At 74.5% G+C, this 25,512-nt stretch carries 24 protein-coding genes; 4 read left to right on the forward strand and 20 right to left on the reverse strand.

All coding sequences use genetic code 11. The features are described 5' to 3' along the window. Positions 1-84: 84 nt before the first annotated feature. On the reverse strand, positions 85-945 hold the full coding sequence (gene thiD / locus ABD990_RS28695) for a bifunctional hydroxymethylpyrimidine kinase/phosphomethylpyrimidine kinase (protein ID WP_345383894.1): 861 nt from the start codon (positions 943-945) through the stop codon (positions 85-87). Between the two features lie 73 nt (positions 946-1,018). Between thiD and ABD990_RS28700 the strand changes: the two genes are divergently transcribed. Continuing rightward, positions 1,019-1,450, forward strand: a complete 432-nt coding sequence (locus ABD990_RS28700; RefSeq protein WP_345383895.1) for a nitroreductase family deazaflavin-dependent oxidoreductase — start codon at positions 1,019-1,021, stop codon at positions 1,448-1,450. A 138-nt stretch (positions 1,451-1,588) separates the two neighbouring features. On the opposite strand, the gene ABD990_RS28705 is transcribed toward ABD990_RS28700, so the two are convergent. Both ABD990_RS28705 and ABD990_RS28710 read right to left on the reverse strand, forming a co-directional pair. Next, complete coding sequence (locus ABD990_RS28705; protein WP_345383896.1) at positions 1,589-2,488, reverse strand: S1C family serine protease; 900 nt, start codon at positions 2,486-2,488, stop codon at positions 1,589-1,591. Between the two features lie 574 nt (positions 2,489-3,062). Further along, positions 3,063-3,635: a peptide deformylase gene (locus tag ABD990_RS28710; protein ID WP_345383897.1), complete on the reverse strand. Its 573-nt coding sequence runs from the start codon at positions 3,633-3,635 to the stop codon at positions 3,063-3,065. Positions 3,636-3,817: 182 nt separating this feature from the next. Here ABD990_RS28710 and napA point away from each other — a divergent pair, with 182 nt between their 5' ends. Continuing rightward, the gene (gene napA / locus ABD990_RS28715) at positions 3,818-4,126 is read left to right on the forward strand and encodes a nucleoid-associated protein NapA (protein ID WP_345383898.1); all 309 of its coding nucleotides are present in this window, start codon (positions 3,818-3,820) and stop codon (positions 4,124-4,126) included. Between the two features lie 39 nt (positions 4,127-4,165). Continuing rightward, the gene (locus ABD990_RS28720; protein ID WP_345383899.1) at positions 4,166-4,876 is read left to right on the forward strand and encodes a LytR C-terminal domain-containing protein; all 711 of its coding nucleotides are present in this window, start codon (positions 4,166-4,168) and stop codon (positions 4,874-4,876) included. Between the two features lie 108 nt (positions 4,877-4,984). Here the strand turns inward: ABD990_RS28720 and ABD990_RS28725 are convergent, their stop codons facing one another. The 4 genes from ABD990_RS28725 to moeA all read right to left on the reverse strand — a co-directional run bounded on the left by ABD990_RS28725 (position 4,985) and on the right by moeA (position 10,940). After that, positions 4,985-7,336 carry an AAA family ATPase gene (locus ABD990_RS28725; RefSeq protein WP_425569683.1) on the reverse strand — a complete coding sequence of 784 codons (2,352 nt, stop codon included), beginning with the start codon at positions 7,334-7,336 and terminating at the stop codon, positions 4,985-4,987. A 97-nt stretch (positions 7,337-7,433) separates the two neighbouring features. Further along, positions 7,434-8,438 carry a CDP-alcohol phosphatidyltransferase family protein gene (locus ABD990_RS28730; RefSeq protein ID WP_345383901.1) on the reverse strand — a complete coding sequence of 335 codons (1,005 nt, stop codon included), beginning with the start codon at positions 8,436-8,438 and terminating at the stop codon, positions 7,434-7,436. Then, positions 8,435-9,226, reverse strand: coding sequence for a phosphatidylserine decarboxylase (locus ABD990_RS28735; RefSeq protein WP_345383903.1), 792 nt, complete (start codon positions 9,224-9,226; stop codon positions 8,435-8,437). Before ABD990_RS28735 ends, ABD990_RS28730 begins: the two co-directional genes overlap by 4 nt. A gap of 466 nt (positions 9,227-9,692) precedes the next feature. After that, positions 9,693-10,940 (reverse strand): molybdopterin molybdotransferase MoeA, encoded by a 1,248-nt coding sequence (gene moeA, locus ABD990_RS28740; protein WP_345383904.1) that lies wholly within the window; start codon positions 10,938-10,940, stop codon positions 9,693-9,695. 197 nt (positions 10,941-11,137) lie between these two features. Here moeA and groL point away from each other — a divergent pair, with 197 nt between their 5' ends. Next, complete coding sequence (groL, locus tag ABD990_RS28745) at positions 11,138-12,766, forward strand: chaperonin GroEL (RefSeq protein WP_345383905.1); 1,629 nt, start codon at positions 11,138-11,140, stop codon at positions 12,764-12,766. 115 nt (positions 12,767-12,881) lie between these two features. On the opposite strand, the gene ABD990_RS28750 is transcribed toward groL, so the two are convergent. The 13 genes from ABD990_RS28750 to ABD990_RS28810 form a co-directional block, all read right to left on the reverse strand. Then, positions 12,882-13,154: a hypothetical protein gene (locus tag ABD990_RS28750; RefSeq protein ID WP_345383906.1), complete on the reverse strand. Its 273-nt coding sequence runs from the start codon at positions 13,152-13,154 to the stop codon at positions 12,882-12,884. A 1,026-nt stretch (positions 13,155-14,180) separates the two neighbouring features. After that, positions 14,181-15,071, reverse strand: coding sequence for a DUF559 domain-containing protein (locus tag ABD990_RS28755; RefSeq protein ID WP_345383907.1), 891 nt, complete (start codon positions 15,069-15,071; stop codon positions 14,181-14,183). A 167-nt stretch (positions 15,072-15,238) separates the two neighbouring features. Beyond that, positions 15,239-15,493 (reverse strand): WCX domain-containing protein, encoded by a 255-nt coding sequence (locus ABD990_RS28760; protein WP_345383908.1) that lies wholly within the window; start codon positions 15,491-15,493, stop codon positions 15,239-15,241. 197 nt (positions 15,494-15,690) lie between these two features. Further along, entirely contained in the window at positions 15,691-16,959 is a 1,269-nt protein-coding gene (locus tag ABD990_RS28765) for an ABC transporter substrate-binding protein (RefSeq protein ID WP_345383909.1), read from the reverse strand. After that, positions 16,956-18,131: a branched-chain amino acid ABC transporter permease gene (locus ABD990_RS28770; protein WP_345383910.1), complete on the reverse strand. Its 1,176-nt coding sequence runs from the start codon at positions 18,129-18,131 to the stop codon at positions 16,956-16,958. The genes ABD990_RS28765 and ABD990_RS28770 overlap by 4 nt, the downstream gene beginning before the upstream one ends. A gap of 53 nt (positions 18,132-18,184) precedes the next feature. Next, a complete protein-coding gene (locus tag ABD990_RS28775; protein ID WP_345383911.1) occupies positions 18,185-19,063 on the reverse strand; it encodes a branched-chain amino acid ABC transporter permease in 879 nt (292 codons plus the stop codon). Beyond that, positions 19,060-19,893, reverse strand: coding sequence for an ABC transporter ATP-binding protein (locus tag ABD990_RS28780; RefSeq protein ID WP_345383912.1), 834 nt, complete (start codon positions 19,891-19,893; stop codon positions 19,060-19,062). Before ABD990_RS28780 ends, ABD990_RS28775 begins: the two co-directional genes overlap by 4 nt. After that, positions 19,890-20,699 carry an ABC transporter ATP-binding protein gene (locus ABD990_RS28785; RefSeq protein WP_345383950.1) on the reverse strand — a complete coding sequence of 270 codons (810 nt, stop codon included), beginning with the start codon at positions 20,697-20,699 and terminating at the stop codon, positions 19,890-19,892. The genes ABD990_RS28780 and ABD990_RS28785 overlap by 4 nt, the downstream gene beginning before the upstream one ends. A gap of 132 nt (positions 20,700-20,831) precedes the next feature. After that, entirely contained in the window at positions 20,832-21,437 is a 606-nt protein-coding gene (locus ABD990_RS28790) for a response regulator (RefSeq protein WP_345383951.1), read from the reverse strand. 14 nt (positions 21,438-21,451) lie between these two features. Beyond that, on the reverse strand, positions 21,452-22,621 hold the full coding sequence (locus ABD990_RS28795) for a GAF domain-containing sensor histidine kinase (protein WP_345383913.1): 1,170 nt from the start codon (positions 22,619-22,621) through the stop codon (positions 21,452-21,454). A 93-nt stretch (positions 22,622-22,714) separates the two neighbouring features. Beyond that, positions 22,715-22,963: a PspC domain-containing protein gene (locus ABD990_RS28800; RefSeq protein ID WP_345383914.1), complete on the reverse strand. Its 249-nt coding sequence runs from the start codon at positions 22,961-22,963 to the stop codon at positions 22,715-22,717. A gap of 75 nt (positions 22,964-23,038) precedes the next feature. Continuing rightward, the gene (locus ABD990_RS28805) at positions 23,039-23,257 is read right to left on the reverse strand and encodes a hypothetical protein (protein ID WP_345383915.1); all 219 of its coding nucleotides are present in this window, start codon (positions 23,255-23,257) and stop codon (positions 23,039-23,041) included. A gap of 116 nt (positions 23,258-23,373) precedes the next feature. After that, positions 23,374-25,035: a DNA repair helicase XPB gene (locus ABD990_RS28810; RefSeq protein ID WP_345383916.1), complete on the reverse strand. Its 1,662-nt coding sequence runs from the start codon at positions 25,033-25,035 to the stop codon at positions 23,374-23,376. Between the last annotated feature and the right edge of the window lie 477 nt (positions 25,036-25,512).

A 25,512-nucleotide genomic window follows, 5' to 3' on the forward strand; every position in this document is an offset into this window, starting at 1 on the left:
ATCCGCTGCAGCGGAAGGGTCGGGGTGGAGCACACCGCACCTGCGGCTCGCATCCGGGGTGCCCTTGCGCGGTTGAACGGTCGTTCACACAGATGGCGCAGCGTCCCACCACGGGCGCACCGCCCACAGCGACGAGACGGGGCCGTGGCCCTGGCCGAGTGGATAGGCGTGGCGCACCGCCTCCACGATGTAGCGCTTGCCGAACCGCACCGCCTCGGGCAGCGCCAGGCCGCGGGCCAGACCGGCGGTGATCGCCGACGCCAGCGAGTCGCCGCCGCCGTGGGTGTGCCCGGTGGCGAAGCGCGGGCCCGGCAGCTCGGTGAAGGTCTCGCCGTCGAAGAACAGGTCGAGGCAGCCGTCGGTGTCCTCGGCGAGGTGCCCGCCCTTCACCAGCACGGCGCGCGGGCCGAGGGCGTGCAGCTCCTTGGCCGCCGTGTACTGGCCCTCGCGGTCGTGCACGTCGATCCCGACGAGCAGGCGCACCTCGTCGAGGTTCGGGGTCACCAGCGTGGCGCGCGGGAAGAGCAGGCCGCGGAAGGCGTCGAGCGCGGAGTCCGCGAGCAGCTGGTCGCCGTGCATCGAGGCGGCGACCGGGTCGATGATCAGGGGCGTGCGCCCGTCGGCGCCGATGCCGTTCTCGTCGCACGCCCGGGCGACCGCCTCGATGATCTCGGCCCCGGCCAGCATGCCGGTCTTGGCCGCGTCGAGCCCGATGTCCGACGCCACGGCGGCGATCTGCGCGGCGACGGTCTCCGGCGGGATGGTGTGCACGCCCGTGACCCCCACCGAGTTCTGCACGGTGACCGCGCAGACGGCGAGGCAGCCGTGCACCCCGCAGGCCGCGAAGGTCCGCAGGTCCGCGGCGATCCCGGCGCCGCCGCCGGAGTCTGTCCCCGCGATCGTCATGACGCGGGGCGGGGTCGTGCCGAGGGACGGTTCGGGCATGGGAGGACGGTAGCCCGACGTGATTCACCCCGGTGCACGGAATGCCGGGCGCGGAGATCGGGTTCTGTCGGGCATGGCCGACGAGAAGGTGGAGCTCAGCCCCGAGGGCTGGGTTCAGGACCAGACGAAGAAGATCCTGGAGACCGGCACGACCGAGGGCGTCGACATCCTCGGCAGCCCGGTCGTGCTGCTGACGCTGCGCGGTGCGAAGTCCGGGAAGCTGCGCTACACGCCCGTGATGCGCGTGGAGCACGAGGGCAGCTACGCGGTCGTGGCCTCCAAGGGCGGCGCCCCGGAGCACCCGGTCTGGTACCACAACATCAAGGCGCACCCGGAGTTCCCGCTCCAGGACGGCACCGAGACGAAGACCTACGTGGCCCGCGAGGTCGACGGCGAGGAGCGCGCCGCGTGGTGGGAGCGCGCGGTCGAGGCCTACCCGTCCTACGCGGAGTACCAGGAGAAGACCGACCGGAAGATCCCGGTCTTCGTGCTCGACCCGAAGTAACCCTCCTGCTCGTGAGCGGCGACCGCCCCGGGGTGGTCGCCGCTCACGTGTTCTCCAGAGCTCGGTGGGCACCGCGACTTCTGCAGAGCTCGGTGGGCACCGCGACTTCTCTAGAGCTCGGTGGGCACCGCGACTTCTCTAGAGCTCGGTGGGCACCGCGACGACGTCGACCATCGCCCCGTTGCGCAGCACGGTGACGGGCAGCGGGCGGCCGATCGCGTCGCCGAACAGCTGGCGCTGGATGCCCTGCGCGTCCTCGACCGGCGTGCGGCCGACGTCCAGCACCAGGTCGCCACGGCGCAGGCCGGCTCGGTCGGCGGGGCTGCCGGTCACCACCTCGGCGAGCCGCAGCCCGTTGCGACGGCCGTAGCGGTCGGCGACCACCGTCGGCACCGGCGCCGGGGCACCCACGACCCCGAGGTAGGCGCGGCGCACCCGGCCCTCCCGGCGCAGCGTCTCCACGATCCGCCGGGTCGTCGCGTTGATCGGCACGGCCAGGCCCAGGCCCGTCCCCGCGACGGCGGTGTTGATCCCGACCACGCGACCGCGGGCGTCGGCGAGCGCGCCCCCGGAGTTGCCCGGGTTGAGCGCCGCGTCGGTCTGGATGACGTCCTCCACCACCCGGCCCGCGGCCCCGTCCCGCGTGGGCAGGGCCCGGCCGAGCGCGCTCACGACCCCGGCGGTGACCGACCCGGCCAGCCCCAGCGGGTTCCCGACCGCGACCACGAGCTGCCCGACGACGAGCGCGTCCGCCTCGCCGAGCCGGGCGGGGTCCGGGAGCGGCTCGTCGGCGCGCAGGAGCGCGAGATCGGACAGCGGATCGGACCCGGCCACCCGGACCGGGACCTGCGCGCCGTCGGCGAAGTCCGCCCGGCCCCGGTCCGAGCGGCCCACGACGTGCGCGTTCGTCAGCAGCTCCCCGGGCGCCACCACGACCGCCGAGCCGGAGCCGCGGCCGAACCGGACGGCCGCCACGCGGGGCGTGAGCTCCGCGGCGACCGTGCTGACCGTGCGGGAGTAGGCGTCGAGCTCCTCCATGACGAGCCTCCTGATTACAGCGTTGCAGGAGGCTCAACGGGACGGCTGGGCCCGGTGTTCCCGGGCTCACACGACGAGGATCGCCGGACGGCCATGCGGGTCGCCCTGCGCGACGTTCCGGTGGGTGTGCGAGGGGCCGCGTCCCCGCCCGCACACCCCGTGACGCACCGCCGCACATCGGAACTGCACACGGCACACCCCGTCGACGCCCTGCGCGACACCCCAGTGGTTGTGCGAAGGGTGCGCGAGGGGCGCGTCCCCGCTGCGCCGGGCGGTCGGCCGAGATCGACCTGAGTCGGCCGGTGCTCCCACACCCGTCGCGGCGCGGCACAGCCCGTCGACGAGGTGTGCGACGGTGCCGCCGGGTGTGCGACGCGATCGCGACAGGTGTGCGACGCGCGGAGCGATGTGAGCCGGGACCGCGCCGGACCGTACGCGGGCCCGGCGCCGCATCAGAGCGTCGCTCGGCCGCGAACGGCGTCGAGGCCCGGTAGGCGACGCCACTCACCGGACCCGACGTCCGGCACGCCGTGCTCGACGGCCGACCCGCCGTGCTCGAGGGCCTGGCCCGCCCTCAGACCTCCTCGGCCTGCTGGGTGGCGGGGTCCCAGGTGCGGCCCGGGTCGCCCCAGCCGTGCCGGCGCAGCATCTTCTTCGCGGCGCGCTGGTTGCGGCCGACGAGGCGGTCCACGTAGACGACGCCGTCGAGATGGTCGGTCTCGTGCTGCAGGCACCGGGCGAAGAAGCCCTTGCCCTCGACCTCGACCGGCTCGCCGAACTCGTCCGTGCCCGTGACCCTCGCCCACTCGGCCCGGCCCGTCGGGTACTGCTCGCCCGGGACGGAGAGGCAGCCCTCCTCGTCCTCCTCCGGGTCGGGCATGCCCTCCGGCTTCTCCGAGGTGGTCAGCACCGGGTTCACGACGACGCCGCGGCGCATCGTGCGGCTCTCCTCGTCGGGGCAGTCGTAGACGAACACGCGCAGGCCGACGCCGATCTGGTTGGCCGCGAGTCCCACCCCGTGCGCGGCCGCCATGGTGTCGAACATGTCCGCGACCAGCGCCCGGAGCTCGTCGTCGTACGTCTCGACGGGGCGGGTGGGGGTGTGCAGGACGGGATCGCCGAAGATGACGATGGGACGGACGGCCACACCGGAACAGTAATGTCCGCGCCGGGGCCGCCCCGTGTCCGGCCACCGCCCACCGCGCGGTCCGCCGATTCACGCCGCCGAGTGGCGCGTCCGCCCCGTTTCCGTCGGTCCATCGTGGTTCAATGGCGCCCGCGAATGACAGCCCTGTCATTCCACGTCGGAGCGACTGCGCGAGGAGCGTGATGGAGTCCGCCACGGAACCCAGTGGGACGAGCCGTCCCGCCGGCCCGCAGGTCCGCGAGCTGGACCGCCGCGAGCGCGAGATCCTCGCCTTCGAGGGTCAGTGGTGGAAGTACCAGGGGGCCAAGGAGCAGGCCATCCGCGAGCTGTTCGACATGTCGGCCACCCGCTACTACCAGGTGCTCAACGCGCTGGTCGACACCCCCGAGGCGCTCGCCGCCGATCCCCTCCTGGTCAAGCGGCTCCGCCGGCTGCGCGCCAGCCGGCAGCGCACCCGCGCCGCCCGTCGCCTCGGCATGGAGCCGTGGTGACGACCCACCCGACCGCCGCCCCCGCACCGGAGGACTGACGTGACCGCACCCGCGTCCGGACCGTCACCGCTGAAGGTCGGCGGCATCGCGCTGATCGGCGTCGCCGTGATCGCCGCCGTGATCGGGCTGGTCACCCTGGGCACGGGTGGTGGGGGGTCGGACGACGGGTCGGGCTCCACCGCCGCCCCGCCCACCGCCTCGGTCGCGCCCGCGACCCCGCCCGGCACGGGCACGGACGAGGTGCCGCTGCCCTCCTTCTCCGCCACGCCGACGGCGCTGGCGCCGACCGCCGCGGGCGCGCCGGGCGCGCCGCCGGTGGGCGCAGGGGGCGCAGGGGGCGCAGGGGGCGTCGGTGGCGTCGGTGGCGTAGGAGGCGCCGACGGCAGCGGGGGCGCCGGCGGTGCAGCAGGTGCGGCGGGCGCGGCGGGCGCCGGGACCTACGGGAGCGGCTCGGCCCTCGCCCCCACGTTGCCGCTGCGGGTCTACAACAACAGCACCGTCGAGGGCCTGGCCGCACGGGCGGCGTCGGACTTCCGCAACGGCGGCTGGACGGTCACCGACACCACCGGCTACCCCTACGGCGTCATCCCGACGAGCACCGTCTACTACCGCCAGGGCACCGGCGAACAGGCCTCGGCCGACCGCCTGGCCCAGGAGTACGGGCTGCGCGTGGAGCCGCGCTTCGACGGCATCCAGGACGCCAGCCCGGGCCTCATCGTCATCGTCACCAAGGACTACAAGGCCAAGTGACGCCCGGCTGAAAAGCCCTTGAGACCGATCCGCTCCCCAGCGCACGGCGCGCCCCTCACTCCGGGGCGCGCCGTTCGCCGTTCGGGCCCCGGCGCACCGGGGACGCGGTCAATCCGAGGCGCGCCGGGCAGCGTAGGCCTCCAGCTCGGCCACCTGCACCGGGTCGAGGCTCGGCGGCACGGCGCGGCGGGCCTTGTCCAGGTGCGCGGCCGTGACCTCGGTGGCGTCGAGCGACTCCCGCATCGCGGTCAGCGCGGCCTCGCGCAGCACCGCGGCGCAGTCGGCGGCCGAGTAGCCCTCGAGGTCGGCGGCGAGGGCGTCGAGGTCGACGTCCCCGGCCAGCGGGGTGTTGCGGCCCGCGGCGCGCAGGATGTCCGCGCGGGCCTCGGCGTCCGGCGGCGGCACGAACACCAGCCGCTCCAGCCGTCCCGGGCGCAGCAGCGCGGGATCGACCAGCTCGGGCCGGTTGGTCGCGCCGACCACCACGACCTCGCGCAGCGGCGTGGCCCCGTCGAGCTCGGTGAGCAGGGCGGCCACGACCCGGTCGGCCACCCCGGAGTCGGTCGAGCCGCCGCGGCGCGGGGCGAGCGCGTCGACCTCGTCGAGGAACACCAGCGCGGGCGCCGCGTCGGAGGCCTTGCGGAACAGCTCGCGGACCGCGCGCTCGGACTCGCCGACGTACTTGTCCAGCAGCTCGGCGCCCTTGACCGAGAACACGTTGAGCTGGCCCGACCCCGCCAGCGCGCGGAGCAGGAAGGTCTTGCCGCCGCCGGGCGGACCGTAGAGCAGCACACCGCGCGGGGCCTCCACGCCGAGCCGCGCGAAGGAGTCCGGGTAGCGCAGCGGCCAGAGCACCGCCTCGGTGAGCGCCTGCTTCACCTCGGCCATGTCGCCGACCTGGTCGAGCGTGAGGCCACCGGTCTGCAGGGTGCCGGTGGAGGACATGGAGATCGGACGCACCGACCCCACCGCGCCCAGCAGGTCGGACATCTCGATGCGCGCCCCGTCGGTGCGCGCGGCGTCCGTCCCCGCGGGCGCGTCCGCCGGGTCCGTGGGCCCCGGCGCGGCGTCGTCGACGACGGCCGGGGCGGGGACGTCGGCGGGCTCCCCGGGGCCGTGCCGCAGCGCGGCGGTGACCGCCGCCTCCCGCCGGACCGCCGCGAGGTCGGCCACGACGAACCCGGGGGTCCGCGAGGCGACGTCGGCGAGGTCGACGTCGTCCGCCAGCGGGACGTCGGCGAGCAGCCGGCGCAGCAGGTCCGCCCGGACCGCGGCGTCCGGCAGGGCGAGCCCGAGCTCGCGGTCGGCCAGGTCCGGCGCGCGCAGCCGCGGGTCGACGGCCTCGGGCGCCGCCGTCGTCGCGACGAGGGCCAGGTTCGCGGTCCCGATCGCCTCCCGCAGCCCGTCGAGGACCAGCGTGGCGAGCGGCGGGGGCGAGGCGGCGGGGAGCAGCGCGTCGACGTCCGTGACCAGCAGGACCACCGGTCGTCCGGCGCCTGCCTCGCCGCGGGCCCGGGTCAGGCACTCCTGCACCCGCGCGGCCGCCGAGGCGGGCTCCAGCGCGGCGATCGCGGGCCCGGGCAGCTCCACGCACCCCGCCCCGACGGCGGCGGCGACGCTGCGCACGAGCGTCGTCTTGCCGACGCCCTCGGGTCCGGTCACGAGCACCCCCAGCCGGGGTGTGCCGCCGAGCCGGACCAGCAGCTCCGGCCGGGAGAAGGTCAGCTCCAGCCACTCGACCAGCCGGCGCGCGGCCGCGGTGTTGCCGACCAGGGCGTCGAGCGGGAGCGGGGTCTCGGCCGGCTCCACCGGAGCGGGCGGTGCGGGCGGGGCCGGGGTCTGCGTGGCGGGCCGGGCCGACGTCCGCGGTGCGGCGGCGGGGGCGGCCGGCGAGTCCGCGGTGGTCGGCCCGTCCAGCCAGCCGACGACGGTGGTCGGGTGCACGGACACCGGACCGGGCGGGTCGACCTGCGACACCGTGACCAGCTCGCTGGTCCAGGCCCCGCCGATGGCGGCGGCCAGGGCGCGGCGGGCCCGCGGGACGTCAGCCCCCGGCGGCGGGGCGATGTCCTGCGGCAGCAGGGAGACCGCGTCGCCGGCGGTGAGGACCTTGCCGAGCAGCGCGAGCCGGGCCGTCGCCGGCGGAACCGCGCTGCGCACCAGCCGCGAGCCCGCGAGCACGACCCGGCGCGCCGGGGCGACCGCGACCGGCCCGACGACCACGGACGCCCCGTCCGTGAGGCCCGCGTTGGACAGCGTGACGTCGTCGAGCAGGGCCTGGCCGGGAGCGGCCGTCGGGTCGCCGGCGACGGCGAGGGCGCTGGTGACCCGACCGCCGGTGAGCGTGACGGCCTCCCAGCTGCGCAGGTGCAGCGCGTCGAGCACCTCGGGGTGGAGCCGCACGACCCCGCGCCGGGCGTCGACGGCGGAGGTGGCGAGGCGGGCGACCAGCGTGATCACGGGCACCGGTTAACCGTATCGATCCGTCCGAACCGCTCCGCCGGGTCCGGCCGCCGCAGCACCGGCCGTTCAGCGGCGGCGCGGAAGCCCGGTCGACTCAGCGGCGGCGCAGCCCCCGCCGACGTTCGGTGCTGGGAAGCCGGCGGTTCCCGCCCAGCGGTCGCATCGGCCGCACCGGGCGCGCCGGACCGGCGTCGAAGGGCTCGACCGGGTCCTCCGCGCTGCGGCGCCGCACCATCCCGCCCATCCCCCGGGCGACGGCCATCGTCCGGCCGGCGACCCGGCGGCGCAGCGGCGGCCGCAGGCCCAGCCGGCGGGCGGACCGGGCGGCGCGCGCGACGGCCCGGCGCTCCCGCACCGGCACGCCCCACGCCTCCGGGTGCCGCTCCAGCCACTTGTACCGGTAGACGGTGTACGGGATGAGCAGCAGGTAGCCGACGGCGATCAGCGCCATCCCCAGGAACGGCGCGGTCAGCAGGATCGCCGCGGCCACCCCGACCAGCACCAGCAGCGGCGCGACGTACCGCGGCCGCACCCGCGCCGTCTTCAGCGACAGCGTGGGGATGCGGCTGACCATCAACGCCGCGGTGCACAGCGCCCACACCCCGACGGTCACCGGCGACGACCACCACCCGGGCCCGAAGTGCAGGAAGAGGTAGAGCGGGATCCCGGCGGTGAGCGCGGCCGCCGGGGCCGGGACGCCGACGAAGAACTCCTTGGCGAACGGGGGCTGGTCCTCGTCGTCGATCAGGGTGTTGAAGCGGGCCAGCCGCAGCGCCATGCACACGGCGAAGATCAGCGCGACCACCCAGCCGAGCCGGGTGCCCTGCAGTGCCCAGATGTAGACGACCAGGGCCGGGGCGACGCCGAAGGACACCAGGTCCGCCAGCGAGTCCAGCTCCTGCCCGATCCGGCTGCTGGCGTCGAGGAGGCGGGCGAGACCACCGTCGAGGGCGTCGCACAGGGCGGCCACCCCCGCCGCGGCGATGCACAGCTCGAAGCGCCCGTGCAGCGCGAAGTTGACCGCGGAGAGCCCGGCGCAGAGGGCGAGGACGGTGACGGCGTTGGGCAGCAGCCGCACACCCGCCTGGTAGGGGTTCACGGCCCGTCCTTCGTCACCGCGAGGTCCGCGAGCACCGTCTCGCCGCCGATGGTGCGCTGCCCCACCGACACCTCGGGCGCGACGCCCGGCGGTAGGTAGGTGTCGACGCGCGAGCCGAACCGGATCAGGCCGTAGGTCTCGCCGGCGGCCACCTCGTCCCCCGCCCGGACGTCGCAGCGGATCCGCCGGGCCAGCAGGCCGGCGATCTGCACGACCCCGACGAGGTGCCCGGTCTGCGTCTCGAGGACCAGGGCGTTGCGCTCGTTGTCCTCGCTGGCCTTGTCCAGGTCCGCGGAGAGGAAGGCGCCCGGGCGGTACTCGACCGACCGGATCCGGCCGTGCATCGGGATGCGCTGGACGTGCACGTCGAGCACCGAGAGGAACACGCTGATCCGGGTGACCGGCTCGCGCGGCAGGTCCAGCTCGGCCGGCGGGACGACCTCCGAGATCAGCGCGACGGTGCCGTCCGCCGGGGCGAGGACGGCTCCCGGGCGCGGCGGCGGGACCCGGCGCGGCTCACGGAAGAAGGCCGCGGTGGCCGCGGTGGCCAGCAGCCCGGCGCCCGTGCCCCGGCCGGTCAGCAGCCGGACCGCGCCGGCCGCGGCCACGACCGCGGCGATGATCGGGCGTCCGCCGGGGTGCAGCGGCGGCACGGCCTCGCGCACCAGCTTCGCGGCGTGCAGCAGCGGGTTCTCCCCGCCGGTGGCACGCGGGGCGGTCGGGGGGCTCGGCTCGGGACGGCCCCCGGGGGCGCCCGGGGGCGGGGTCGCGGGGGTGGTGGCGGCCATGGTCGCCAGCGGCTCCTCGTCGGCTGCGCCGTTTCTCCCGGTCTCCCGGCCGGTGCGGGAGGGAGGGCGCGGCCGCCACGCTACTGCGATCCCGGGACGAGCCGGTGGGGCCCCTGCGCGCGGGACGGCCGCGAGGCACGGACGAAAGGGGGAGAACCGGGGACAGCAAAGGGCCGGGGCCGCCATCCCCCGAGACGGCGACCCCGGCCTTGGAACCGCTCGTCCGCTCCCCAGCGACGGGCGGTAGGTCCTGTGCGTCGGAAGGTGGTTACCCGCCCCCCGCTCAAAGTATCCCCAGCACCCGACCGATCGTCCAGATCAATCCCCGAGGAACTGGATGATCTGCACCGATCGGCCGAACGCTCACCTGGTAAGACGTCCGGAACGGGCGAAGCGTTGCACCCCCTGCATGTGACGCGTACCACTTTCCGGGTGACAGGGGGGCGCGGTACCCCCTAAAGACCCCTCACAGGCCGTTGTCGAGCAGCCAGACCTCGACCTCGTCACCCGGTTCGACCACCGTGACCTCCGCCGGCACCACGAACAGGCAGTCCGCCCTGGCCAGGGCCGCGAGCATGTGCGAGGCGGGCGAGCCGACCTCGCCGACCGTGCCGTCTCGCGCGTCGAGCGTGCCGCGACGGAACTGCGTGCGCCCGGCGGGCGAGCGGAGGGCGTCCCGCGACCGGGCCGTGACGGCCGGGCGGTCGGGGTACGGGTGGCCCATCGCCCGGCGCAGCGCGGGCCGGACGAACACCTCGAAGGAGACCTGGGAGCTCACCGGGTTGCCCGGCAGCGTCACCACCGGGCAGCTCACCTCGCCGAGCTCCACCACGCCCGCGCCCTGCGGCCCGCCGGGCTGCATGCCGACCTTCACGAACTCGACCCCGTGCCCGGTCAGCGCGTCCTTGACCACCTCGTAGGCGCCGGCGCTGACCCCGCCGGAGGTCAGCACCAGGTCGACGCCCGCGACGATCCGCTCGGCGAGGACCTTCCGGAACTGCTCGACGTCGTCCGGCACGAAGCGGAGCTGCTCGGCGGTGGCGCCCGCGTCCCGGACGGCGGCGGCGAGCATGGAGCCGTTGGACTCGTAGATCTGGCCCCGCTCCAGCGGCTCGCCCGGCGCGACGAGCTCGGAGCCGGTGGAGAGCACGAGGACGTGCGGCCGGCGGCGTACCGGCAGCGAGTCCCGGCCGACGGCGGCGGCCACGCCGATCTGTGCGGCGCCGAGGACCGTGCCGGCGTCGAGCACCACCGTGCCCTCGTGGACGTCCTCGCCGACGGTCCGCACATGGGTCCCGGGCGGGGGCGCGGCGGAGATCGCGACGCGCCCGGTCCCGCCGTCCGTCAGTTCGACCTGCACGATCGTGTCGGCACCCGCCGGCACGAGGGCGCCGGTCATGATCCGGGCGGCGGTGCCGGGCTCGAGCGGCGGCACGTCCGTACGGCCGGCGGGGATGTCGGTGGCGACGGGCAGGGTGACGGGCGCCGCCTCGCTCGCCCCGGCGACGTCCGCGGCCCGCACGGCGTACCCGTCCATCGCCGAGTTGTCGAAGGGCGGCAGGGAGATCGCCGCGGTCACCGGCTCCGCCAGCACCCGCCCGCGCGCCTCGGCGAGCGGCACCACGACCACGCCGGTCGGCGGCAGGAGGGCCGCGACGACGGCCCTGTGCTCCTCGACGGTGCGGGGCGGTTTCGCGGCGGTCACACCGGCCATCCTGCCGCAGGACCGCCACGGGGGCGGGGTCGCCCCGGGCTCGGTTGCACTCGCCCACCCCGAGTGCTAAAAACGGCGCTGGCACTCGCCTGTCGGGAGTGCCAGGTCGGGCCGGTGAGGCCGGCGCAGGGTTGCCGGCCGTCCGTCGCGGGCGCCGTGTTCGAACCGACGAGTCATCCCAACGGAGGACCACCCCCATGGCGAAGCAGATCGCGTTCGACGAGGAGGCGCGCCGCGGGCTCGAGCGCGGCATGAACACCCTCGCCGACGCCGTCAAGGTGACGCTCGGCCCGCGCGGCCGCAACGTCGTCCTGGAGAAGAAGTGGGGCGCGCCCACCATCACCAACGATGGTGTGTCGATCGCCAAGGAGATCGAGCTCGAGGACGCCTGGGAGAAGATCGGCGCCGAGCTCGTCAAGGAGGTCGCGAAGAAGACCGACGACATCGCGGGGGACGGCACCACCACCGCCACCGTGCTGGCGCAGGCGCTGGTCCGCGAGGGCCTGCGCAACGTCGCCGCCGGCGCGAACCCGATGGGTCTCAAGCGCGGCATCGAGAAGGCCGTCGAGGCCGTCTCGCAGGCGCTCCTGAAGTCGGCCAAGGAGGTCGAGACCAAGGAGCAGATCGCCGCCACCGCGTCGATCTCCGCCGCCGACAAGCAGATCGGCGAGCTCATCGCCGAGGCGATGGACAAGGTCGGCAAGGAAGGCGTCATCACCGTCGAGGAGTCGCAGACCTTCGGGCTCGAGCTCGAGCTCACCGAGGGCATGCGCTTCGACAAGGGCTACATCTCCCCGTACTTCGTGACCGACGCGGAGCGCATGGAGGTCGAGCTCGAGGACCCGTACGTCCTCCTCGTCTCCTCCAAGATCTCGACCGTCAAGGACCTGCTCCCGCTGCTGGAGAAGGTCATGCAGTCGGGCAAGCCGCTGGCGATCATCGCCGAGGACGTCGAGGGCGAGGCCCTGGCCACGCTCGTCGTCAACAAGATCCGTGGCACCTTCAAGTCCGTCGCCATCAAGGCCCCGGGCTTCGGTGACCGCCGCGAGGCCATGCTCGCCGACATGGCGATCCTGACCGGCGGCGAGGTCATCTCGGAGAAGGTCGGCCTCAAGCTGGAGAACGCCGACCTGTCGCTGCTCGGCAGGGCGCGCAAGGTCGTCGTCACCAAGGACGAGACCACCATCGTCGACGGTGCGGGGGACGCCGACCAGATCGCCGGTCGCGTCAACCAGATCCGCGCCGAGATCGAGCGCACCGACTCGGACTACGACCGCGAGAAGCTGCAGGAGCGCCTGGCCAAGCTGGCCGGCGGTGTCGCGGTCATCAAGGCGGGCGCGGCCACCGAGGTCGAGCTCAAGGAGCGCAAGCACCGCATCGAGGACGCCGTCCGCAACGCGAAGGCGGCCGTCGAGGAGGGCATCGTCGCCGGCGGCGGCGTCGCCCTGATCCAGGCCGGTGCGGGCCTGTTCGAGGGCCTCGGCCTGGACGGCGACGAGGCGACCGGCGCGAACATCGTGAAGGTCGCCCTGGAGGCGCCGCTCAAGCAGATCGCCGTCAACGCCGGCCTCGAGGGCGGCGTCGTCGCGGAGAAGGTGCGCAACCTCCCCGCGGGCGAGGGCCTCGACGCGGCCACCGGTGAGTACAAGGACCTGGTCAAGGCCGGCATCATCGACCCGGCCAAGGTCACCCGCTCGGCGCTGCAGAACGCGGCCTCGATCGCGGCCCTGTTCCTCACCACCGAGGCGGTCATCGCCGACAAGCCGGAGAAGAACGCCGCTCCGGCCGGCGACCCGACCGGCGGCATGGGCGGCATGGACTTCTGAGCGGAGCTTGCGGAGCGAAGCATCGGTTCCGCGTCCGTTCGGCGAGTTCGTCCCGCGGGGGCGGTGGGCTTCGGCCCGCCGCCCCTGCGGCGTTCTCGGGACGACCCGGGCCTGCTCAGCCGGTGATCCAGAACCAGACGCCCCCGCCGATCATCAGGGCGGTCGGGACCAGGGCGACGAGTACGGGCCAGACCCGACGTGCCCTCGTCGTCGCGAACCAGAAGCCGACCGGCCAGGCGATTGCGACCACACCGAGGACCGCGCCGAACGCCACCCCGCCCCAGTGCGCCAGGCCCAGCCCGAACGCGACCGCCATCAGCCCGAACCACGCGGGCACGAGCGCGCACAGGGTCGTCAGGCAGAGCCCGACGACCCTGGTCGCGAGCACCCCCGTGGGCGCCGGCCCGCGCCCCGCGTCCGGCTGCTCGGGTGGGCGGGACGAGGTGGGGAAGCGCAGGTAGGGCTGCTCGGCGAACGGGCTGTCGGGGAGACGCGCCGGCGGGACGGCCGCCGGAAGAGGTGTCGGAGCGGATGCCCGAACGGAAGCCGCAACGGGTGCCGGGATGGCCGCCGGACGGAGTACCGGAGCGGATGCCCGAACGGAAGCCGCAATGGGCGCCGAGAGGGGCGCCGGGATGGTCGCCGGACGGGACGCCGGGACGGGCGCCGGACGGGACGTCGAGACGGGCGCCGGGACGGGCGCCGAGACGGGTGCCGGTCGGCGTGCCGGAACGAGGGCGCCGGGATGCCCCAGGCCCGCGGTCAGCGAGCCGGGTCCGGTGGAGCGGCGCCCGGTCCGTCCCGGGGCGTCGTGCGGCGTCGTCGTCATGCCGATCACGCTAGGAACGGCCGGGCCGGGAGACAGTCGTGCCAGCACCACACACGGCCGGTGGTCACCACGTGATCCGTCCGCGCGTCACCCGGCGGCTGCCGCGACAGCAGCACCGTGACGCTCACGAAGCATGATCGTTCCGAGCGGTACCGGACCGCTGCGCCACCACCTCTCCCGTGACGCTCGCGGCAGCATGATCGCTGCGAGCGGGACAGGGCCGCTGCCCCGCCAGCTCCTCCGTTATGCTCGCGGCAGCATGATCGTTCCGAGCGCGACAGGACCGCTGTCCTGGCGACCCTTCCGTGCCGCTCGGACAGCATGATCGGTCTGGGCGGCAGGATTGCCGTTCGCGGACAGCCTCCCGTGACGCTCACTCAGCATGATCGCTCGACTGCGCCAGGAACGCTGGATCGACACCCCTCCCGGTGCCACTCGCCCCCGATCCCACTCGCGACAGCATGATCACTCCAAGCGGGACAGAATCGCTGCTCCGACAGCTTCCCCGTGACGCTCGCGCAGCATGATCGTTCCGAGCGCGACAGGACCGCTGCCCCGACAGCTCACCTGTGTCGGTCGTGGCGATCACAGGTGGTCGGCCAGCCGGGCCGGGTCGAGCCCGCGGGCCTCGCAGGCGGCCAGCAGTTCACGCTGGACCCGTGCCGCGACGAGGTCGGGACGGCGGTGGACCTCGAGCGCCGAGAACCGCACGACCCGCCAGCCCGCTCGGGCGAGGTGTGCCTCCCGCGCGAGATCACGCAGGGCTCGCTCGGGCTCGAGGTGGTCGCCGCCGTTGTACTCGAATGCGAGCAGCAGGCGCGGGTAGGAGAGGTCGAGTTCGTACGGGCCGACGGGATGCTGGAGAACCGGGCGCGGCAGGCCCGCGTCGGCGATCGCGAGTCGGATCCGGGTCTCCATCGGCGAACCGGAGAGTCGGTCGGCGCGACGCACGATCTCCGGCAGCCGCGCGCTTCCCCGCGCGCCGAGGTGCCGCGTCCGCATCACCAGCAACTCGGCCGGCTCGAACTCCCCCACCCTGGCCAGCGCGTCGACGGCCACGATCGCGTCCCACAGCGTGCAGCGCCGGGCGAGGTCGAACGCGGTACGCCTCGCCGAGGTGACCCGCACGCCGTCCACCAGCGTGACCTCGTCCGGGAAGAGCTGCCCCCGACGAACCCGCAGCCCCGGTTGTGCGCGCTGCGAGCCACCCGGCACCACGACGTCGACCAGCGCGTCCGCCGGCCCGCAGGACGCGCCCAGCAGCTCGGCCGCGGCCCAACCGCCCACTACCCCGCGTCCCTCGACCAACAGGTAGGCGCCCCTCGCCCGCACCGCCAGGTGCGACGGGTCCAGCCCGGGTGCAGCGGGGACGTAGACATCGGAGAAGAGGCGGTGGAAGCGGGGTCCGCGCAGCTGCCCGGGCGTGACCCACCCGGCGGCCACCGCCGCGGAGCCCCGGAACGGTCGATTCAGCACGCTCCTTGGACGGAACCCGGCTCGACGCCGTTCATGATCCTTCCGAGCGGCAGGTGTGGTTCGGCTTGCGACGCTCGAGTAGCGCTCGGATCGCTCACCGGCTTCATGATCGACCCGAGAGTCACAGGAGCGTTCGCGGCCTCGCACTCCCGTGACCGTCGGATGGATCACAGGGAGTGGGCGGCGGCGACGGCGTCGGCGCGCTCGCGGAGAGCGGTCGCCGGCTCCGGCGGGTCGAGGGCCTTCGCGTCGGGGGCCAGCGACCGGAGCACACGGATCGCGTGTCGGAGATCGCCGAAGGAGGCGGTCACCACGCACCAGCCGACGCCGGTTCCGACGGTTCCGGCGCCATGGCCGCTGCTCACCGCCGACCCCCACTGGTCGGGCCGCCGCCGCTGACGTGCGAGGGCCGGGGCGCTCATGGGGAGCCGCCCCGGCCCTGTCCGATCTCCCGGGATCGCCGACTCGGTGTCCCGGAACTGCCGACTCGCGCTACCGGAACTCGCGACTCGCGGGAGCCCAGAGCGCGACTCGCGGAAGCCCAGAGCCCGACTCGCGGGAGCCGAGAGCCCGACTCGCGGAAGCCCAGAACCGACTCGCGGAAGCCCAGAGCCCGCCGTCAGGACTGCTGGTGCGGGGCCTTGTAGCCCTGGGCGTCGGGGGCGGTGAACAGCGGGGCGACCTCCGTCAGCCCGCCCTCGGCGTTCTGGTCCACCTTGGCGATGTAGACGCCGCGGGTGGGCGGGGCGCCCGGGATGCTGTAGTCCAGCGGCGCGACGAGGTTCTCCGTCGTGACCGAGGTCAGCGACTTCAACGCGGTCTGCACGCCCGCGCGGGTGAGGTCGCCGTTCTGGCAGGCCTTCTCCAGCACCGCCTGCCACACCAGGCTCTCCACGTACCCGGCCTGCGCGCCGGCGTTTTTCGGCTTGTCCGGGTAGGTCGCCTTGTAGTCGTTGGCGACCTCGACCGCCTTGGGCGTCGGCGACGAGAACGGCGCGCTCGACGCCGCCACGTACAGCTTGTCCAGCGACGCCGCGGCTGGGCTCTGCAGCAGCGCCGGGTCGAAGGTCGGGTTGTTGCCGAGCACCGGGACGTTCAGGCCGAGCGCGGCGTTGTTCGCCATCGCGGACGCGGTCTGGCCCGGCGTCGTCGTCAGCACGATCGCCTTCACCCCGGCGCCCTTGAGCCCGGTGACGATGTTGGCCAGGTCGTTGTCCGTGGAGGTGATCTTGGCCTCCTGCACGGTCATGCCGTGCTTGGAGGCGTAGTACTTCGAGCCGCGCAGGCCGTTGCCGCCGTACTCGCCGTCGATGTAGATGTGGCCGATGGTGTCGCCGTCCGCGATCATGCCCTGCTGCTGCAGGTAGGCGAGGCCGTCGATGATCTCCAGGTCGTAGGTGGTGCCGATCATCATGACGTTCGGGTTGTTGAGGATCTCCGACGACCACGAGGCCGGCGCGGTGAGCACGTTGTCGTCGATCAGGTTCTGCTTGAGCGCCGCGAGCACCGGCGACCCGACGAGCTGGGTGATGCCGAGGACCTTGGGCTCGAGCTGCGGGTAGAGCGTCTTCGCGGTGTCCGCCTTGTACCCGTGGTCGACGATCTCGAGCGCCAGCTGGCGCCCGCAGATGCCGCCCGCGGCGTTGACGTCCTTGACCCACAGCTCGTTGCCGCCGGTCAGGGCCTCGCCGAGGTTTTTGAACACGCCGGTGCGGTCGGTCATCACGCCGAGGGTGATGGTCGTGTCGGTGACGCCCTTGTCGGTCTTGACCCCGCCGGCCCCGCCGCCCGACGACGCGTTGTCCGCGGTGCTGCCGCACGCGGCCAGCACCAGGCCGGCTGCGAGTCCGCCGGCGAGCGCGGCCAGCCGCCTCCGCCTGTCGATCATCGTCGATCTCCTCCTCGGGTGGGGCGGGCTGCCCTGACGTGGGCGAGCCGGCGGCCGATCGCCGCGAGCCCGCCGGGTTCGAACATCACGACCAGCACGACGGCCACGCCGTAGACGAACGCGCTGATCAGGACCGGGGACGGGCCGCCGAACTGGGCGTCGGCGAACCAGCCGAACTCGGTGGCGCCGAGGGTGAGCAGCTGCGGCAGGCCGTTGACCAGCACCGCGCCGGCGACGGCGCCCGGGATCGACCCGAGACCGCCGATGATCACCATGGCGAGGTAGCCGATCGCGACGGTGATGGAGTAGGTGCCGACGAACTCGTTCTCGTCCGGCTTGACCAGGTCGAGCCAGAGCGCCGTCATCACACCCGCGAGGCCCGCGTAGGCCGACGAGATCGTGAACGCCCCGGCCTTGACGCGGCTGACGTGCACGCCCATCGCGGTGGCCGCGGCCTCGTTGTCCCGCACGGCGCGCCAGGCCCGGCCGATGCGGCTGCGCACCGCGCCGCGGGCCAGCAGGTAGGCGCCCACGGCCAGGACGAGGAACAGGTACCAGAGCCGCTGCTGCTTCTGCACCGCGACGCCGAGGATCGTCGGCGCCGGCTCGGTGTTGGCGAACCGGAAGCCGAACAGGTCGAAGGTGGGCGGCGGCCGGCCGGTCGAGGTGCCGCCGCTGAGCATGTCCAGCGACTGGCCCAGGTACAGCCCCAGGAAGACCAGGGACAGGGAGGCCACACCGAGGTAGATCCCGCGCAGCCGGCCGGACACCGGCGCGAACGCGAGGCCGACCAGCCCGCAGATCACGACGGCGCCGATCACCGCGAGCAGGGGCGGCCAGCCGAGCCCGACGAGGTCCCCGGTGTCCCCCGAGTCGCCCGCCAGCACGGCGTAGCTCACCGCGCCGACCAGCAGGAAGAAGGGGGTCGCGAGGGAGAGCTGGCCGGCCTGGCCCACGAGCATGGTCAGCCCGATCGCGCCGACCACGCCGATCAGGACGTACTGCCCGGCCTTGAGGTAGGCCACCTCGGTCCCCGTGATCACCGGGAACAGCACGAGCACCAGGAGCAGCAGCGCGACCCCGGCGATCTTCGCCCAGTTCCGGGGCCGGCGCGGCGCCGGCGCGGGCGGCGCCTCCGCCGTCTCCGGCGGCGTCACCGTCACCTCAGACATGATGTTCGCTCCGCACGCTTCGCTCGAGTCGTCGTTCGCTCCGCACGCTCCGCTCAGACACGACTCAGCTCCCTCGTCCCGAACAGACCGCTCGGTTTGGCGACGAGGATCAGCAGCATCACCAGGAACACCGCGCTCTTGGAGAACTCGAAGGAGACGTACTGGGCCGACAGCGCCTCGGTCAGCCCCACGATCAACCCGCCGACGACCGCGCCGGCGGTCGAGTCGAGCCCGCCGAGGATCGCCGCGGGGAAGGCGATCAGCGCGATCGCGTGCGTGCCCCGGCCGAGCCCGGCTCCGGAGAAGTCCTGGGTCGCCATGAACAGCACGGCGACGCCCGCCAGCGCGCCGGCGAGCAGCCAGGCCGTGGCCGTGACCCGCGAGCTGCGGATCCCCATGAGCGCCGCGGCCTCGCGGTTCTCGGCCTGGGCCCGCATCGCGACACCCCAGTTGGAAAAGCGGAAGGCCAGGAAGAACGCCGTGATCAGCACGATCCCGACGACGAGCGCCACGAGCTGGGTCCGGAAGACCGTCAGCCCGGCGAACTGGAGCGGCTGGGCGTCGTACGGGTCGCCGATGAAGGGGATGTCCGCGCGCAGCCGGCGCACGATCTCCTCGGTGATGATCACGTCGACGCCGATGGTGAGCAGGGCGAGGCTGTTGACGTCGGCGTTGCGCGCGTGGGCGATCAGCAGCCGTTCGATCAGCAGGGCGGCCAGCGCCGCGGCGACGATCCCGAGCGCCGCCGCGCCCGCCCAGCCGAGCGCGTCCTTCGTGGCGTAGACCAGGTAGCCGCCGATCAGCACGAGCGAGCCGTGCGCGAAGTTCACCACCTCGGTCGCCTTGAAGATCACGACGAAGCCCAGCGCGAGCAGGGCGTAGACCGCGCCCTTGCCCAGCCCGTTGAGCACGAGCTGCAGGAACGTGTTCACTCCGGCTCCTCCCCGCCCGTCCCCAGGTACGCGCGGACCACCTCGGGATCGGCCTGCACCTCGGCGGGCGGCCCGTCGGCGATCAGCCGCCCGAAGTCGAGGACGCTCACCCGGTCCGCGATGCCCATGACCAGCCCCATGTCGTGCTCGACGAGCAGCACCGAGATCCCCAGGGCGTCCCGCAGGTCGCGGATCGTCACGCCCATCTCGGCGGTCTCGGTGGCGTTCAGCCCGGCCGCCGGCTCGTCGAGCAGCAGCAGGGTCGGCTCGACGGCCAGTGCCCGGGCGATGTCGACCCGCTTGGCGACGCCGTAGGGCAGGGCCCCGACCGGGACGTCCAGCCGGTCCGCGACGCCGAGGAAGGCACAGATCTCCTCGACCCGGGCGACGTGCCGGCGCTCGGAGCGAACGGTCCGCGGCAGCCGCAGCCCGCCGCTGACGAACCCGCCGCGGGTGAGGGCGTGCCGGCCGAGCAGCACGTTGTCCCGGACCGTGCTGCCGGGCGAGAGCGCGATGTTCTGGAAGGAGCGGCCGACGCCGAGGGCCGCCAGCCGGTGCGGCGGGGTGCCGGTGAGCTCGGTGTCCCCCAGCCGGACCCGGCCGGACGTCGGCCGGTACAGCCCACTGATCACGTTGAAGCAGCTGGACTTGCCCGCGCCGTTCGGCCCGATCAGGGCGTGCACGGTGCCGGGGCGGACGGTGAAGGTCACCTCGGACAGGGCGGTGATGCCGCCGAACCGCAGCGTGACGTCGTCGACGGCGAGGGTCCGGACGTCGTCGCGGACCTCGGGGAGGCCCGGCTCGGACACGGCCTCGGGGGCGGCGCTCATCCGGCCCACCTCGTCAGGGAACGGCGCGGGCGGTGGGCCAGCGCCTCGGCCTGCTCGGCCTCGGCGGTCTTCGTCGACTCGGCGTGCCCGCCGAGGTAGAGACGCTGGACGTCGTCGCTGGCGGCGAGCTCGGCGGCGGTCCCGGTCAGCGCGATCCGGCCGACCTCGAGGACGGCGGCGTGGTCGGCGACCTCGAGCGCCATGGTGGCGTTCTGCTCCACCAGGACGACCGCGGTGCCCTGGGCGTGGATCTCGCCGACGATCCCCGCGATCCGGCCGACCATCTGCGGTGCGAGGCCGAGCGAGGGCTCGTCGAGCAGCAGGAGCTCGGGGCCGGACATCAGGGCGCGGCCGATGGCCAGCATCTGCTGCTCGCCGCCGGAGAGCAGGCCCGCCCGTTGCGACGCCCGCTCCGCCAGCACGGGGAAGAGCTCGGCCACCCGCTCGCGCGCCGACGACCGGACCGCGGCCGACCGGGCGCCGAGGCCGCCGGCCCGCAGGTTCTCCTCGACCGTCATCCGGGCGAACACCTGGCGGCCCTCCGGCACCGCGACCACGCCGTGCCGCACCACCGCTGCCGGGTCCAGCTTGTCGAGGCGCTCGTCGCGGAACCGGATCTCGCCGGCCGTGACGGCGCCGCCGTGCAGCCGCAGCGTGGCCGAGACGGCGCGGAGCAGGGTCGACTTCCCGGCGCCGTTGCCGCCCAGGACCGCCAGCACGCTGTCCGCGCCGACCTCGAGGTCGACCTCCTCGAGGGCATGTACCGACCGCCCGTAGCGGACCGAGAGCCCGCGCACGCTCAGCACCCGTCGCACCGCCTCCCCCGGCCGCCGCGGCCGGTCGGCGCACATCGTGGTGCCGGTCACACGCCCCGCCACACCCCCAGGTGGAGAGGTTCGGACGAACGGGGTGTCACGATCACGGAACGTGCAGAACGGCTAGAGCAGACCCGCCTCGCTGGCCTTGCCGATCGCCTCGACCCGGTTGCGGGCCCCGAGCTTGTGCAGCGCGGACTGCAGGTAGGTCTTCACGGTGTTGCGGGTCAGGCCCGTGGCCTCGGCGATCTCCGGGTTGGTCCGGCCCTGGGCGGCCAGCCGGAGCACCTCGTACTCGCGTCGGGTCAGGCCGGTGCGCTCGAGCGCCGAGGCCGCGGCGTCGGCGGCCGGGACCATGCGCGGGTCCACCACGCGCTCCCCGCGGAGCACCGCGCGCAGGGCGGCGACGAGATCGGTCGCCGCCGCGTCCTTGACCAGGCAGCCGTGGGCGCCGGCGTCGAGCGCGGCACGGATCCCGTGGTGGTCCCCGTGCGCGGTGAAGACGACGACCCGGGCCCCCGGGCACACCTCCCGCAGCCCGACGACGACCTCGGGCGCCAGCATGTCCGGCAGCCGGAGGTCGAGCAGCACCAGGTCGGGGCGCAGCTCGCGGGCCCGGTCGAGCGCGGTGCGCCCGGACTCGGCGGACCCGACCACCGAGAGCGACGGCTCGCCGCGCAGCAGCAGCGCGACGCCGTCGCGCACCACGGGATGGTCGTCGACGACCATCACTCGCGCGGCGCTCACGGGCCGGGCACCGGGGCGGCCGGCAGGGCGACGCGCAGGGTGGTCCCGCCGTCCTCGTCGTGGATCAGCCCGACCCGCCCGCCGAGCCGCTCGGCGCGGGCCGAGAGCATCCGCACGCCCAGCCCCGTGCCGGCCGTGCCGCCGGCGGGCTCGGCCGGGCCGCCGTCGTCGGCCACCGCGAGCTGGACGCCGCCGGCGTCGTCCGGCGCGAGGCTGACGATCACGGTGCTGGCGCCGGCGTGCTTCTCGGCGTTGAGCAGGCCCTCCCGGGCGACGGCGACGAGGATCGCGGTGCGCTCGGCGTCGAGCGGTGCGACCGGGCCGAGCTGGACGAAGCGGCAGGTCACCCCGGTGCGGGTCTGGTAGCTGCGGCAGTGCTCGGCCAGCTCGACGGGCAGCGCGCGCTCGGGCGAGCTCTCCGCCAGCGCGAGCAGGGCCTCCCGCAGGGCGCGGGAGGCCTCGGAGACGTCTGCCTCGATCCGGGTGAGCCGCCCGGCGAGCGCCGGGTTGTCCGGCAGGTCGGCGCGCAGGTCGCGGACCTGCGCGCCGATCGAGAAGAGCATCGCGCCGACCGAGTCGTGCAGCGAGGCCTGCATGCGGCGGCGCTCGGCGGCGACGGCGCCGTCCACGTTGGCCGCGGCGGCGTCGGCCAGCCGCAGGGTCGGGACGGCCTTCTCGGCGGCCCGGCGCACGGCGTCGACCGCGGCGTCGCCGAAGGTCCCCGGCCCGTGCAGCCCGGCGTAGGCGACGGCCAGCGGGCAGTCGCGGTCCAGGACCGGGACCGCGACCAGGGCGCCGAGGGCCTCCCGGCGGACCCGCTCGTCGTAGTCGTGGGTGATGGTCGGGGCGGACACGTAGTCCTGCACCGCGACCGGTTCCCCGAGCAGGAGCGCGCGGCCGCCCACGCCGCGCCCGACGTCGACCGCGAGGTCCTGCAGGGCGTCCGTGCGCGTGCCGTCCGTCCAGCGGATCACGGTCCCGCCGCCCGGCACCCGCTCGCCGAGGAACCCGGCGTCGGCGCCGGCCGCCTCGCGGATCAGCCGGGCGGTGCCCCGCAGGGCGAGGACCCGGTCCAGGACGGACAGCAGGCCCTCGCGCTCGGCGAGCAGCAGGTCGAGCAGGTGCCGCCGCTCGGCGGCCCGCTCGGTCGCGGGGTTCTGGCGCACGCGCGGACGATGACACACACCCGGTGAGCTGCGACACACCCAAGTGCAGAGGTGTGCCCTCCGCCCCGGGCCCACCCCGGGCTCGGTCCGGGCTCACTCCTCGGGCGCGAGGATCCAGGCCGCGAGGTACAGGACGATGCCGAAGCCGAACCCGAGGATCGTCAGCGCGACGAGCGCGATCCGGATGAGGCCCGCGTCGACGCCCAGACTCTCGGCGAGCCCGCCGCAGACGCCCGCGAGCATCCTGTCCCGGCGGCTGCGGTGCAGCCGGAAGGGCTTCTGCTCCCGCGGCGCGGGGACGACGGTCGGCTGGTCGGGGGTGACAGTGGTCTGCTGTTCCATGACCACGAGCCTGCCGCCGGCGCCCGGCCCGCACCTCGGGGTCGGCCCCGGATCCCTCCCGGAGACCGACCCGGATCAGCGCCGGGGTCGGCGGGGCTCCGGGGTCCGGGGTGCGCGCCCGCCGGTGTGCGGCCAGGACGGGTCCTGCTCGGGCGGGGGTGCCGGGCGGGGGAAGGGGTCCTCGGGCACCTGCCGGTCCCGCAGCCGCACCATCCGCCCGACGAGCACCGCGACGACCAGGGCGACGGCCACCCAGGCCAGCACCCCGACGACGATCCAGCCGGCGACGGACATTCCTCGGCTCCCTGTCACGGTTGCGCCACCGAGTGTCCACGACCTGGCCTTTCGACGCACGGGCGCATCGGGGTGAGCCGGTACGCCCGTCCGGGGAGCGGTCCGTCACGCTCCGGTCAGCCCACCTCCGGTAGGGCCGGACCGAGCAGGTCGTCCGCGTCCACGATGCGGTACGCGTACCCCTGCTCGGCCAGGAACCGCTGACGGTGCGCGGCGTAGTCGGTGTCCAGGGTGTCCCGCGACACGACCGAGTAGAAGTGGGCCTGCCGCCCGTCGCCCTTGGGCCGCAGCAGCCGCCCGAGCCGCTGGGCCTCCTCCTGCCGGGACCCGAAGGTGCCCGAGACCTGCACGGCCACGGTCGCCTCCGGCAGGTCGACGGAGAAGTTGGCGACCTTGCTCACGACCAGGCGCTTCAGCTCGCCGGCACGGAAGGCGTCGAACAGCGCCTCGCGCTCCTTGTTCTTCGTGGAGCCCTGGATCACCGGGCAGTCCAGCACCTCGCCGAGCTCGTCGAGCTGGTCCAGGTAGGCCCCGATGACCAGCGTCGGCTCCCCCGGGTGCCGGTCCAGGATGGCCTTGACGACGGGCAGCTTGGTGCGCGCCGTCGACGCCATCCGGTACCGCTCCTCGGCCTCCGCGGTCGCGTAGCCGAGCCGCTCGCTCTCGGTCAGCGTGACGCGGACCTCGGTGCACTCGGCGGGGGCGATCCAGCCCTGCTGCTCGATGTCCCGCCACGGGGCGTCGTAGCGCTTGGGCCCGATCAGGGAGAAGACGTCGCCCTCCCGGCCGTCCTCGCGGACCAGCGTCGCGGTCAGCCCCAGCCGGCGGCGGGACTGCAGGTCCGCCGTCATCCGGAAGACGGGCGCGGGCAGCAGGTGCACCTCGTCGTAGACGACCAGGCCCCAGTCCCGGGAGTCGAACAGCTCCAGGTGCCTGTACTCGCCCCGGGTCTTGCGCGTGATCACCTGGTAGGTCGCGATCGTGACCGGGCGGATCTCCTTCTTCTCGCCCGAGTACTCGCCGATCTCGTCCTCGGTGAGACTGGTGCGCGCCACCAACTCGCGCTTCCACTGCCGGCCGGAGACGGTGTTGGTCACCAGAATCAGCGTGGTGGCCTTGGCCCGGGCCATCGCCGCCGCGCCGACCAGCGTCTTCCCCGCGCCGCAGGGCAGGACCACCACGCCGGAGCCGCCGTCCCAGAACCCGTCGACGGCCTGGGCCTGGTAGTCCCGCAGGGTCCAGCCGTCCTGGACCAGCTCGATCGGGTGCGCCTCGCCGTCGACGTAGCCGGCCAGGTCCTCGGCCGGCCAGCCCACCTTGAGCAGCATCTGCTTGAGGTGCCCGCGCTCCGAGGGGTGGACGACGACGGTGTCGTCGTCGATCCGGGCGCCCAGCATCGGGGCGATCTTCTTCTGCCGGAGCACCTCCTCCAGCACCGCGCGGTCCAGCGCGGTCATGACCAGGCCGTGCGCGGGGTCGTTGGACAGCTGGAGCCGGCCGTACCGGCCCATGGTGTCGACGACGTCCACCAGCAGCGGCTGCGGGACGGCGTAGCGGGAGAAGCGGACCAGGGCGTCGACGACCTGCTCGGCGTCGTGCCCGGCGGCCCGCGCGTTCCACAGCGCGAGCGGCGTGACGCGGTAGGTGTGCACGTGCTCGGGCGCGCGCTCCAGCTCCGCGAAGGGGGCGATCGCCATCCGCGCCTCGTCCGCCGCCGGGTGGTCGACCTCGAGCAGCAGCGTCTTGTCGGACTGGACGATGAGCGGTCCGTCGGTCACTCGCGGGTCCCTTCGGGGATGTCGATCGGGTACACGGCCCGCCACTCGTCGTGAGCCGGGCGGTGTCTCACGGACGGTGAGCGGTCGGCGGCGGCGCCACCCGTTCGGGGGCGGGGACGAGGCGCTCGTCCGGGGCGGGTGTCCCGCCACCTCCGGCTATGCTGGCCGGGCACTGTCCGCAGTACGCAGGTGTGCCGCGACGATCCTATCCGCGCTCGCGGGTGGGCGGCCTCCCCAGCCGCCGCGTGTCGCGGACACCACGCGCGAAACCACTGCACGAGAAGCCAACCGGCAGCGCCCCGGGCCCGGCCTCGGCCGGGCGGGGGCGCGCGTCCGGCCCCGACCGGAAGGCCCGAACGATCACCGCACCGCTCCCCGCGGGCTCCCCCGCACCGCCCCCGGCCTCGCCGAACACGCGTGCGAGCCGCTCGGCCACTGGCCGCAACCGGCGGGCACCTCGGCTCCCCCAGGTGCCCG

Origin of the sequence: Pseudonocardia yuanmonensis, from assembly GCF_039542425.1 — a bacterium.
GTDB classification, from domain to species: Bacteria; Actinomycetota; Actinomycetes; order Mycobacteriales; family Pseudonocardiaceae; genus Pseudonocardia; species Pseudonocardia yuanmonensis.

Coding starts and splice junctions, on each gene's coding strand:
- ABD990_RS28700 (WP_345383895.1), top strand. CDS start 1,019: ATGGCCGACGAGAAGGTGGAGCTCAGCCCCGAGGGCTGGGTTCAGGAC.
- ABD990_RS28800 (WP_345383914.1), bottom strand. CDS start 22,963: ATGGAACAGCAGACCACTGTCACCCCCGACCAGCCGACCGTCGTCCCC.
- ABD990_RS28705 (WP_345383896.1), bottom strand. CDS start 2,488: ATGGAGGAGCTCGACGCCTACTCCCGCACGGTCAGCACGGTCGCCGCG.
- groL (WP_345383905.1), top strand. CDS start 11,138: ATGGCGAAGCAGATCGCGTTCGACGAGGAGGCGCGCCGCGGGCTCGAG.
- ABD990_RS28790 (WP_345383951.1), bottom strand. CDS start 21,437: ATGGTCGTCGACGACCATCCCGTGGTGCGCGACGGCGTCGCGCTGCTG.
- thiD (WP_345383894.1), bottom strand. CDS start 945: ATGCCCGAACCGTCCCTCGGCACGACCCCGCCCCGCGTCATGACGATC.
- ABD990_RS28765 (WP_345383909.1), bottom strand. CDS start 16,959: ATGATCGACAGGCGGAGGCGGCTGGCCGCGCTCGCCGGCGGACTCGCA.
- napA (WP_345383898.1), top strand. CDS start 3,818: ATGGAGTCCGCCACGGAACCCAGTGGGACGAGCCGTCCCGCCGGCCCG.
- ABD990_RS28805 (WP_345383915.1), bottom strand. CDS start 23,257: ATGTCCGTCGCCGGCTGGATCGTCGTCGGGGTGCTGGCCTGGGTGGCC.
- moeA (WP_345383904.1), bottom strand. CDS start 10,940: ATGGCCGGTGTGACCGCCGCGAAACCGCCCCGCACCGTCGAGGAGCAC.
- ABD990_RS28780 (WP_345383912.1), bottom strand. CDS start 19,893: ATGAGCGCCGCCCCCGAGGCCGTGTCCGAGCCGGGCCTCCCCGAGGTC.
- ABD990_RS28760 (WP_345383908.1), bottom strand. CDS start 15,493: ATGAGCGCCCCGGCCCTCGCACGTCAGCGGCGGCGGCCCGACCAGTGG.
- ABD990_RS28770 (WP_345383910.1), bottom strand. CDS start 18,131: ATGTCTGAGGTGACGGTGACGCCGCCGGAGACGGCGGAGGCGCCGCCC.
- ABD990_RS28735 (WP_345383903.1), bottom strand. CDS start 9,226: ATGGCCGCCACCACCCCCGCGACCCCGCCCCCGGGCGCCCCCGGGGGC.